11 protein-coding genes and 2 pseudogenes are annotated in these 10,239 nt (G+C 44.0%); 8 read left to right on the plus strand and 5 right to left on the minus strand.

The features are described 5' to 3' along the window. The first annotated feature begins 630 nt into the window (after positions 1–630). Complete coding sequence (locus F6J99_RS34585) at positions 631–948, plus strand: DUF3155 domain-containing protein (RefSeq protein ID WP_070392821.1); 318 nt, start codon at positions 631–633, stop codon at positions 946–948. A 134-nt stretch (positions 949–1,082) separates the two neighbouring features. Here the strand turns inward: F6J99_RS34585 and F6J99_RS34590 are convergent, their stop codons facing one another. The 3 genes from F6J99_RS34590 to F6J99_RS34600 form a co-directional block, all read right to left on the minus strand. Next, positions 1,083–1,631, minus strand: coding sequence for a cofactor assembly of complex C subunit B (locus tag F6J99_RS34590; RefSeq protein WP_070392822.1), 549 nt, complete (start codon positions 1,629–1,631; stop codon positions 1,083–1,085). A gap of 250 nt (positions 1,632–1,881) precedes the next feature. Continuing rightward, positions 1,882–2,283, minus strand: coding sequence for a PadR family transcriptional regulator (locus F6J99_RS34595; protein ID WP_070396653.1), 402 nt, complete (start codon positions 2,281–2,283; stop codon positions 1,882–1,884). Positions 2,284–2,580: 297 nt separating this feature from the next. Then, on the minus strand, positions 2,581–2,811 hold the full coding sequence (locus tag F6J99_RS34600; protein ID WP_293119941.1) for a hypothetical protein: 231 nt from the start codon (positions 2,809–2,811) through the stop codon (positions 2,581–2,583). 354 nt (positions 2,812–3,165) lie between these two features. Here F6J99_RS34600 and F6J99_RS34605 point away from each other — a divergent pair, with 354 nt between their 5' ends. The 7 genes and pseudogenes from F6J99_RS34605 to rpsN all read left to right on the plus strand — a co-directional run bounded on the left by F6J99_RS34605 (position 3,166) and on the right by rpsN (position 8,076). Further along, entirely contained in the window at positions 3,166–3,735 is a 570-nt protein-coding gene (locus F6J99_RS34605; RefSeq protein WP_070392824.1) for a DUF3611 family protein, read from the plus strand. A 237-nt stretch (positions 3,736–3,972) separates the two neighbouring features. Then, the gene (gene serS / locus F6J99_RS34610; RefSeq protein WP_070392825.1) at positions 3,973–5,256 is read left to right on the plus strand and encodes a serine--tRNA ligase; all 1,284 of its coding nucleotides are present in this window, start codon (positions 3,973–3,975) and stop codon (positions 5,254–5,256) included. 291 nt (positions 5,257–5,547) lie between these two features. Further along, complete coding sequence (rseP, locus tag F6J99_RS34615) at positions 5,548–6,639, plus strand: RIP metalloprotease RseP (protein ID WP_070392826.1); 1,092 nt, start codon at positions 5,548–5,550, stop codon at positions 6,637–6,639. A 255-nt stretch (positions 6,640–6,894) separates the two neighbouring features. Continuing rightward, positions 6,895–6,951: pseudogene (locus F6J99_RS45825) on the plus strand (hypothetical protein); the annotation flags it as partial. Continuing rightward, positions 6,947–7,015: pseudogene (locus F6J99_RS45830) on the plus strand (hypothetical protein); the annotation flags it as partial. The pseudogenes F6J99_RS45825 and F6J99_RS45830, both read left to right, overlap by 5 nt. Beyond that, positions 6,999–7,715, plus strand: coding sequence for an endonuclease III (gene nth / locus F6J99_RS34620; protein ID WP_293119944.1), 717 nt, complete (start codon positions 6,999–7,001; stop codon positions 7,713–7,715). The pseudogene F6J99_RS45830 and the gene nth, both read left to right, overlap by 17 nt. A gap of 58 nt (positions 7,716–7,773) precedes the next feature. Beyond that, entirely contained in the window at positions 7,774–8,076 is a 303-nt protein-coding gene (gene rpsN, locus F6J99_RS34625; RefSeq protein ID WP_293119946.1) for a 30S ribosomal protein S14, read from the plus strand. Positions 8,077–8,317: 241 nt separating this feature from the next. On the opposite strand, the gene F6J99_RS34630 is transcribed toward rpsN, so the two are convergent. Beyond that, positions 8,318–8,653, minus strand: a complete 336-nt coding sequence (locus F6J99_RS34630) for a hypothetical protein (RefSeq protein ID WP_293119948.1) — start codon at positions 8,651–8,653, stop codon at positions 8,318–8,320. A 139-nt stretch (positions 8,654–8,792) separates the two neighbouring features. Continuing rightward, on the minus strand, positions 8,793–10,238 hold the full coding sequence (locus F6J99_RS34635; protein ID WP_293119950.1) for a cyclic nucleotide-binding domain-containing protein: 1,446 nt from the start codon (positions 10,236–10,238) through the stop codon (positions 8,793–8,795). Between the last annotated feature and the right edge of the window lies 1 nt (position 10,239).

Consider the following 10,239-nt stretch of genomic DNA (forward strand, 5'->3'; position numbering starts at 1 on the left):
TGCCGCCGCTCAGATGATTAGATGGCGAGGATTGGAATTAGTACCCGTGGACAATTCGGGGAACGGAAACCGCTTGTCAAGTCGATCTGTCGGGGGAGAAATCCTAGATAAGTGGCGCAAAGGTGTTTAATCATCTGGGGCAGGAATACCCGTTTGTGAGGATGGGAAGCCTACACTATACCGAAGGTTAGTGTAGGAGGATGTCACACAATTGACTATTATGCCTTAGTGATCAGTCATCAGTCATCAGTCATCAGTCATCAGTCATCAGTCATCAGTCATCAGTCATCAGTCATCAGTCATTAGACCTCTGGCAAATATCTGTTACATCCATTGCCTGATCATCTGATCACCCCATCACCCCATCACCTGATCAGTGTAATTGTGAGATGAGTTTAAGGCTATTTTTTCTAATTATATTTAAGTTTTATTAAAACTATTAAATTTTTGTATTAATTTTCCGGAGGTAATGAGGAAACGGAAAATCCCCTAAAGTATTGCTGTCAAAGGTTTCAGCCGGGTTGTTTAGTTCTATGACAAGAGCTTGATCTTTTTAGAAAGAGTCGATATAATTTCGACGGCTTTTGTAACTATCTTTACAATTGCCAGCAAAAAGAGGAGGTAAAAAGGTTGGCAAGAAGACGTAAGCGTAAGAGTCGCCGCCGCCAAGAAGGGCGCAAGATACTTGAGCATGTACCTCAGTACAATCTAGAAAGTGGCGAGTATAAACCGGTTACAGCAGCACGCGCATACATTCGGTCACAAGGGATAGTTCCACCTGCCCTACTACTGGTCAAACGTAACGAGCATACCACAGACCGTTATTTCTGGGCAGAAAAAGGGCTCTTCGGTGCCCAATATGTGGAAGAGAATCATTTTCTGTTTCCCAGTTTGCGATTAATCAACTCTCCCTTAAAAAAGGTAGGGGTTGTCGCTCGTAGCCGCTGAAACCTTACTGGTAATATTTATTGAAAGTGCTTTTACTTAGCCCTCCTCAAACTCAAAGGCTTGAGGAGGGCTAAGTATCTTGGTAATTTTACCTATTCTGGTTATAGTGTGGGAAGATGTCAAACCCTGCTTGCTTACGACAAGGGTTTTAGTTTGACAGACTGTTGAAGTTGTATTAGTTCATCGCGATGGCCAGTGACTATAACCAAACATTGCTCCGCAGCGCCTTGATCCCCAGGGGCTTGGGTAGACGCTGATTCTAATTTTAGAGATACCTGTTCGAGTCGTTCAGCTTTTTTCCAATAAAAAACGCCCGCAACAGGAGCTAGTGCCACTAGCCCCAAAAACACCTTAGTCAAAGTCGGAAACAAAATAGATAGCACTAGGGATAAGCAGAGTATACCACAGGCAGCTAGGACGGTTAAAAAGATAGCCATAAACCAACTCGGTCGGACTATCCCCTGGAACGTGACTTGATTAGTGGCAGCATCCACCGCCACCACCTGGTAGGCTCTTTGATAAAAATATTGCTTCAACTGGTTTAGAAGCGATTCTTCTGTTTCTGGGGAAGCTAACTTGACTTGTTGTATTCGGTCTTTCACAGAGGCTCGAATAAAGAAAAACAAACCTACTGCTAATAAAAGAGTTAGCCAAAGTGTAGAAGCAAGAATAGTGGTATTCACTGAATATTAACTATAAAAATACACATCCTTTGCTACTACTTTACAAGTTATTAGACACGCTTTGGTCAGGTCACGCTACTCCGTACCCACTAGCTAGAGGCTGTAAGATACTGGTATGGGTAGATGGCTAGCAGCTAGCACGCCCTGAATTCACCTGAATTCAGATCTGGGCAAGACAATGCATCACCTGACTTCTGTTATGCCACCAGGGTTTTCACGGGAAAGCACCCTGGAAAAAATTGCTACTTCCCTACCTAACTGACTCAACAACAGACTGGTGGCAGGGAGTCCTTGACTGAATTTTCCCCACTGTTTCCTCAGCCATATAGTCATGCCAAAAACTGGCAAGTTCTATAGCTTTCTCCTGCCACTCTGGGCAGATTTGATACATCCTGCGTGGGCGTCCTCTTCCTTCTACTTTTTGCCAGTAGGCTGAAATTGCCTGTTTTTCTTCAAGAAACTTCAGTGCACTGTAGAGGACAGTATCTGAAAGTCGATAGGTGGGGTATTCTTGTTCTAGTTGTTGGATCAGTTGTGTTCCATAAGATTCTCCTTGCAACAACACCGATAGAACATAGCATACGGCTAATTCTTTATTGAGATAGTTGGGTGGAGGATCTTGGAAAAAGCTATAGATATCTTCGAATTTCATCTGCATATGTAGTTGGAATTCCCAGTTCTTCTAGATGGGATTAGAGGGTTTTCTGGCAAATACTGATGGTTGGAGGCACCCTGGGAAATTCACGCGCGTTTTGCAGTGAGTTTTATTTAAACGATTAACCTGGGTAGGTACATCGCTATCACACTTTATAACTTAAAAATCTCTGGCGTAGGGTTTAAATACCTCCCTAATTTGATGAAAGTTTAATGAATTTTCGACTTAACACACCTAAAACGTAAAGATCAACTTTAATAATTGCTCGAAACCCTGATCCTAAACTTCCGACTATCAAGGGAAACATCGGGAAAGAAGACAACGGAGACCAGTAACACCAATTTCATTGATGTGAGCTAGAGAGGATGATCTCGGATGGAAGGATGGGGGGATGGAGGGATTAATATCTAAGCTAATATCCATTTCAATTTCAGATCTTGCCACTTGTGCAAAAGCGAGTCTACCATCTACCCATCCCCAATCTACCCATCCCCCGATAAACCGCCATTGACAATTTAAATCCATTAAAGCTTAATAATTTTTGTGGGGGTTGGTGTAAGTGGGGATTGGTATAAGTGGGGGTTAGTGTAACACAAAAGTGAACTATTAATGTCGATCATCTCACATACAACCCATTCAGGCAGGTTTTGTAGAAAATTAACGGTTCCCGCAAGAAGTCTCTCAGCCATTTATCTGCGATTTAGCTAGGGATGAATTGCGAGTGTGATCAATCCTTGTCACAATAAAGTTGGTTGCTGACCCTCCCCGACCGACGACAAGGGTGTTTAGCTTCCAGCCCAAGATTAGCCCTACGTCTTTTCGCGTTGCGGAGCGCGTGGTAGGCGGTTCAAAAGTGATTACTCAAGGGACACAGCCCCCATGCGAGAGATACCTGACAGTTCCATCCCACCAGCTCGTCAAAAAATTGCCCTAACGCTGCGCAGATTCGGTTGGATTTCCTTCTGGACTCAGTTAATCCTAGGGGTGATTTCTACCCTGATTTTAGTGTTTGCAGGGTTTACCCTTGCCAGCCCTCAACCTGACAATCAAGCGGGTCAAGGCATCGGCTTCGGTCTTTTTTTCGTAGTTTGTGGACTAGTGGCTTTAGGTATAGGCATTTATTTTGCCTACCGTTACACTGGAATCGCTAGTCGGCTGCTAGCTGCCAATGGGTCAGACATACCAAGCAAAGCTCAAACCCTTCAAACGATTAGGCTGGGCTTGATAGTCAGTTTAGTAGGAATGTTATTGACCATCATTGGCTCATTTGCAGTCATAGGCAGCCTTGTAGCCCTAGCTCTAGCTGAGCAACAAAATTCAGTTGGGTTGGCTTGTAATGATGTTCCACCGATAGACCTGTTTGTTGTGCAGGCAAACATCAACACTATTTTTGCTAATTTTGTTGGCATAGCCATTTCCCTGTGGCTATTTAATCGAGTCAGTCGCTAGCCAACATACCTCACACCAGCTCACCAGCTCACCAGCTCACCAGCTCACCAGCCGACTCCCTACTCCCTACTCCCTACTCCCTACTCCCTACTCCCTACTCCCTACTCCCTACTCCCTACTCCCAGGAGAAGTTAATTGCCGTTGGCAAGAAAACTGTGGCACATTGGTGAAGTTTAGATCCATGTTGCTCAGATGATTACTGATCATGCGATCGCTCCATTTTAGAAGAGAAAATCTGTGCTTGACCTAAAGCAAATTCGGGAAAATCCACAAAAGGTTCAAGAACTACTCGACCGACGTAGTGTCAATCAATATGACCTACAACCTATTCTGGAACTGAATCAGCGTCAGCGGGAGCTAGAAACATCCCGCACCCAGTTGCAGGCTCGTAGTAATGAAATTGGTAAGCTGATTGGTCAAAAAATCAAATCGGGTAGTCCTCCACAAAGCCCAGAAATTCAGTCGCTCAAGGAAGAGGGTAACCAAATCAAAACTAAGTTGAGCGAACTGGAACCCGAAGAAAAAGACCTAAAAGACCAGCTGAACACCCTCTTGCTATCCCTGCCCAACTTGCCCTGGGAATCCACACCGATTGGCAAGAGTGAAGCCGAAAATGTGGAAGTCCATCGCTGGGGTGATGAGTACATTCCCAAGGATTTCCAGATTCTCCCCCATTGGGAAATTGGCGAAAAACTCGGCATTCTTAACTTTGAGCGAGGGGTGAAAATCGCTCAGAGTCGATTTGTGACATTAATCGGGGCTGGTGCTGCTTTGGAACGAGCTCTGATTAACTTCATGCTTGACCAGCAAATTGCTGCTGGCTATACGGAAGTGATGCCACCGGTACTGATCAACAGTGAATCCCTAACCGCTACCGGTCAGTTGCCCAAGTTTGCCGAGGACAGCTTCAAGTGCTCTGATGATGATTTGTGGTTAGCACCCACAGCAGAAGTCCCATTGGTCAATCTCTACCGAGACGAAATCCTTGAAGCATCGCAACTTCCCATTAATCTCTGTGCCTTCACCCCCTGCTTTCGCCGGGAAGCGGGTAGCTATGGACGAGATACCCGGGGTCTAATTCGACTACACCAGTTTAATAAAGTTGAGCTAGTGAAAATTGTTGAGCCTAGTACCTCCTCCGAAGAGCATCAGAAGCTGCTTAAGAATGCTGAGGCGATCTTGGAAACCTTGAAATTACCCTACCGGACTGTAGAACTGTGTACAGGGGATATAGGTTTCTCAGCCGCTACAACCTATGACCTAGAAGTTTGGCTGCCTTCGCAAAGTACATATCGGGAAATTTCCAGTTGCTCTAATTGCTTTGATTTCCAGGCACGGCGGGGTAGGATTCGTTTCAAAGAGTCCGGCAAAAAAGGCACTAACTTTGTTCATACTCTCAATGGCTCAGGATTGGCAGTGGGGCGTACTATGTCAGCCATTCTGGAAAATTATCAACAACCCGATGGAACGGTTAAGATACCAGAGGCTCTACAGCCTTATATGGGGCGAGATCTGTTGTAATACCATTAGCTTAAATTCTAGGTATTAGGTGTTAGGTATTAGGTGTTAGGTATTAGGTGTTAGGTATTAGCTGTGAGATATTAGCTGTGAGATATTAGGTGTTAGGTATAAAAGGCACAGTTGACTGTTAGGTATAAAAGGCACAGTTGACAGTCTCTGTGCTTGACTTGGGGCGCTTCATACCCTTGCCAGAACCTGCTTAGCCTAGAACCATTAGCCTAGAACCTAATTGCAATGCCTATACAATAGAAAAATGAAGTTAACATTACATTAAATAAATTCTTCACTTATATGTCAATTTTGGCGGCGATTGCAGTTTTGGCAGTCTTGATTCTTGTTCACGAGCTTGGTCATTTTATGGCAGCTCGTCTGCAAGGAATCTATGCCAATCGCTTTTCTCTTGGCTTTGGTCCAATTCTCTGGAAATATCAGGGTCCAGAAACTGAGTATGCAGTGCGAGCGATTCCCCTAGGGGGGTTTGTGGGTTTTCCTGATGATGACCCCGATAGCGATATTCCCCCCAATGACCCCAATTTGCTCCGCAACCGACCGATTCTAGACCGGGCAATTGTGATCAGTGCTGGTGTCATTGCTAACTTAGTCTTTGCTTACTTCCTGCTTGTGGCTCAGGTAGGAATGGTTGGCATCTCCCAATTCAACTACCAACCGGGTGTGGTAGTGCCTAAACTTGCCCCAGAAAGCAGTTTAGTGGCTACAGAAGCAGGTATCAAACCAAGAGACATAATTCTCGCCGTAGATGGTCAAGGGTTGGAAGCAAACCCGGAAGGGATTACTTTCCTGATGAAAGCGATTCAAAATCATCCCAACCAGCCCCTTCAAATGCGGATTCAGCGTCAAAAACAAACGCTACTGTTGAAGGTGATTCCGGAACTAGGGATAGATGGTAAAGGAAAAATTGGTGTACAACTCTCTCCCAATGGAGAGGAAGTGCGTAAACGTGCTGGTAGTTTGCTGGAGGTATTCAGTCGTGGTGCCGAAGAATATCAACGCATTACAGTCTTAACCCTGCAAGGCTTTGGTCAGCTACTGAGTAATTTTGGCGAAACGGCGGAACAAGTGTCAGGTCCAGTGGCAATTGTGGCGATTGGAGCCGATATTGCTCGTTCCAATGCTGTCAATCTTTTACAGTTTGCAGCTCTGATTAGTATAAATCTAGCGATTATTAATATTTTGCCCCTACCAGCCCTTGATGGTGGTCAGCTGGCTTTCTTACTGATTGAAGGACTTCGAGGTAAGCCCTTGCCCATGGAAGTACAGCAGAATATTATGCAAACTGGGCTAGTGCTGCTTCTGGGTTTAGGTGTTTTCTTGATTATTCGAGATACAGCTAACCTGGTTTGGGTACAAAACTTATTCCAGTAACCCGTGTTTGGTTGTTAAAGGTTACAGGTTACAGGTTACAGGTTGCAGGTTGCAGGTTGCAGGTTACAGGTTACAGGTTACAGGTTGTAGGTTACAGGTTGTAGGTTATAGGTTGTAGGTTATAGGTTACAGGTTACAGGTTACAGGTTACAGGTTACAGGTTACAGGTTCAAAGATTTCTTGACCTAAGTTAGTTTATCCTGTGGGTTTTACTGGTATAGCTTCAGAAGACATTTACCCGAGATCTTCTCAACATTGAACCTTCCAACCTTCCAACCTTCCAACCTTCCAACCTTTCAACCTTCCAACCTTCCAACCTTCCAACCTTCCAACCTTCCAACCTTCCAACCTTCCAACCCATGAGTATTACCCGTAAATCGTCTGCCAAGCAGCAACGATCTCTAGAGATTCTAATTCGCCTTAAGCGACTCTATCCGGAAGCAACCTGCACACTGAATTACGAAACGCCAGTACAGTTACTGGTAGCAACCATTCTTTCAGCTCAATGTACGGATGAACGTGTGAATCAGGTAACACCAGGGTTGTTTGGCCAGTTTCCTGATGCTGTTGCGATCGCTAGTGCTGATATAGAAGTCTTGGAAATTTTAGTGCGCTCTACTGGCTTTTATCGTAATAAGGCGAAAAATATTCAAGGTGCCTGCCGCATGATTGTTAAGGAATACGGTGGTCAGGTACCGAAACAAATGGACAAACTCCTCAAGTTGCCTGGAGTGGCTCGTAAAACCGCCAATGTAGTACTTGCCCATGCCTATGGTATTAACCAGGGAGTCACGGTAGACACTCACGTCAAGCGCCTCAGTCAGCGTTTAGGATTGACAGAATACACTGATCCCATTAGGATTGAGCGAGATTTAATGGGGCTTTTGCCCCAGGAGGATTGGGAAAACTGGTCGATTCGGCTGATTTATCATGGTAGAGCAATTTGTAAAGCCCGAAAACCTGATTGTGATGCTTGTGTTTTGGCGGACTTATGTACCAGTGCCGATCTGGCTGAGGCAACGACTACTACAACAGATAGCTGGAAAACTAACGCTACTGTAACAGCCTCTGATTAAGCTCATCGGATAAGATAAAAAGACAGTGTCTTGTTTTTAGATAGAATTTCAAGAATTAATGGCTAAAAAATCAATGATTGAGCGCGAAAAAAAGCGCAAAAAAATGGTAGAAAAGTACGCAGCTAAGCGGGAGGCGCTCAAGGAAGAGTTTCAAAATGCTGCGACTCAACGAGAAAAGTTAGAGATCCACCGCAAACTGCAACAGCTTCCCCGCAACAGCGCCCCCTGCCGTGTGCGGAACCGTTGTTGGGTTACAGGGCGTCCTCGAGGTTACTACCGAGACTTTGGACTATCTCGCCATGTCTTGCGCGAATGGGCGCACCAAGGTCTATTGCCAGGTGTGGTTAAGTCAAGCTGGTAGGTTAACTGGTTGCAGGTTAACTGGTTGCAGGTTACAGGTTGCAGGTTAACTGGTTGCAGGTTAACTGGTTGAAGGTTTTAGGTTGTCTGACATACCCGAGTCTACCCTTAGGGTTTTCCTACTTAAGAGGAGCATAGCCACTCTGCCTTGAGCTTCAACGGGCTCTTGCATGACGCTCTGGGAACTTTCAACCTTAAAACCTTGGCCAATAGGCCACGCGTGCGCGTTCAACCTGAAATCTCTACTGCCCACAACAGCGATCAATCCCAAGACTTTCTAAGAGTAGGTCACTGACAGCGTTAGCGATCGCAAATTCCCCGTAAAAACTTTCTCGAAAGTCAAACGACTGCATTTCTGTAACAATAGCAATCACAAGTGAACCCAAATCATTTTCTCCTTCCATCCGTTGACGGACGAAAATCTGGGCGGCGCGTTGTGCAATCGTTTGATTAATTGCTTCTGGGAGAAACTCTTGATCTAGCCATTGCGCAAGAGTTTCTCGTAACCATTCACCTTCCTGCTGAGGATTTGCAGCCGGTGGCAGAGTAATCGCTGGAATTGGTTTTGGTTTAGCCATAAATAAGGTTTGGTGACGGCTAAGCTAAATAGTTTTCTGTTGACATTTCATTCCATGATACTGTCAACACTCAACACTTAACACTCAACACTTAACACTCAACACTTAACACTCAACAAACTGATCCTGCTACTTGCTATTAAAGAGCAAATAGCCTCTTGACTCGCTTGCGAACCCAAACTAGAAGATTTCTGTCATCTTCTGCTGCATCCAACAACCCCATTTTCCGCATCTGTTTTTGTCGCTCAGCTAATTCTTCCTGATGCTTGCCTAATTCCTGGACAATGATCTCAGATAGATCTGGATAGTCCTGCAATAGTTGTTTAAAACCTTTATTGCTAATTACAAATAATAGTGACTCTTCTAATGCTCTAACTGATGCTGTTCTTGGTACGCCTAACATTAACGAAAGTTCGCCAAAAAATTGACCTGCCTGAAGACTATTGAGAGTTTTGTTAATCCTCTCTACAAAGACTTCGATAGAACCAGCTAGGATAATATAAAACGCATCTCCAGGGTCGCCTTCATGAAATAACATCTCTGAGGGACGTAAGCGCTTTCGGTATCCAATTTCAATTAATTGCCTTAGTTCTAATTCAGTAAAATTTTTAAAATAATCGACCTGCCGCAGTAAGTCACGTAACGCTAAAGGTCTAGGTGTTTTAACTTTGAAGGACTGCTGAGTTGATTGTTCAATAGTTTCTTCAATAGTTTCAATATTTTGGCGCTTAATCTCTCTCCCCATCAGGGCTTCAGGGTTGCGCAGCCAGAAATCCCTTTGAGGGAAAGGAATTGAGATTCCCTGCTGACGTAAATTATATTCAATAATAAAATTCAAAGAACTTCTTATCAAAGGTTCTTGATCAATTCGATTAACCCATACCCTAAGTTCAAAGTTTAAAGCACTATCACCAAACCCTTTAAAAAGAACTCTTGGTGTCGCCTCAGATAAGACAGATGGTTCTAAATAAGCAGATTTTAACAGGACTTCTGTCACTAATACTGGATCACTATCGTAAGCGACTCCTACAGGTATGTGTATACGGGCTTTATAGCTGTCAAAAGTCCAGTTAAGCATTCGGTTTTCTACCAGATGAGAGTTAGGAACTATTACATCTCCCCCCTCCCTTGTGCGGATGATTGTAGACCGCATCGAGACTTCTTTAACATATCCGGATAACCCATCAAATTCAATAAAATCACCAACTCTTATTGTTCGTTCTAATAGTAATGTCACACCACTGATAAAGTTTTTAGTTATATCCTGTAGTCCAAAACCAATTCCAACCCCTAAGCCACCAGCAATAACGGCTAATGAACCCAAGTCAAAGTTATTATTCAGAACAATTACAATGCCTAATATCCCAAATGCGTAGCTGATGATTGTAGCGATGACTGCTTGATTAGCTTCATCAATCCCCATTTGGGGAAGTAGCTGTTGTTTGAGAAAGTTTTTTAGGGTACTAGCCAGAAAAATTACTATCATTAAAGATAGTACTAGTTTTATTAGGGATTTAATAGATACTTCAGTACTACCTACTTTAAAAATGGTTAAATTAATTAGGTTTAAACCACCTATATCTATA

The sequence above is a fragment of the Moorena sp. SIO4G3 genome (assembly GCF_010692305.1).
Lineage (GTDB): Bacteria > Cyanobacteriota > Cyanobacteriia > Cyanobacteriales > Coleofasciculaceae > Moorena > Moorena producens_A.

What these genes read in the sequence shown, in the direction of transcription:
- F6J99_RS34595 (WP_070396653.1), bottom strand. Translation starts at nt 2,283, where the DNA reads ATGAAATTCGAAGATATCTATAGCTTTTTCCAAGATCCTCCACCCAAC.
- F6J99_RS34600 (WP_293119941.1), bottom strand. Translation starts at nt 2,811, where the DNA reads ATGGATTTAAATTGTCAATGGCGGTTTATCGGGGGATGGGTAGATTGG.
- F6J99_RS34605 (WP_070392824.1), top strand. Translation starts at nt 3,166, where the DNA reads ATGCGAGAGATACCTGACAGTTCCATCCCACCAGCTCGTCAAAAAATT.
- rseP (WP_070392826.1), top strand. Translation starts at nt 5,548, where the DNA reads ATGTCAATTTTGGCGGCGATTGCAGTTTTGGCAGTCTTGATTCTTGTT.
- nth (WP_293119944.1), top strand. Translation starts at nt 6,999, where the DNA reads ATGAGTATTACCCGTAAATCGTCTGCCAAGCAGCAACGATCTCTAGAG.
- rpsN (WP_293119946.1), top strand. Translation starts at nt 7,774, where the DNA reads ATGGCTAAAAAATCAATGATTGAGCGCGAAAAAAAGCGCAAAAAAATG.
- F6J99_RS34630 (WP_293119948.1), bottom strand. Translation starts at nt 8,653, where the DNA reads ATGGCTAAACCAAAACCAATTCCAGCGATTACTCTGCCACCGGCTGCA.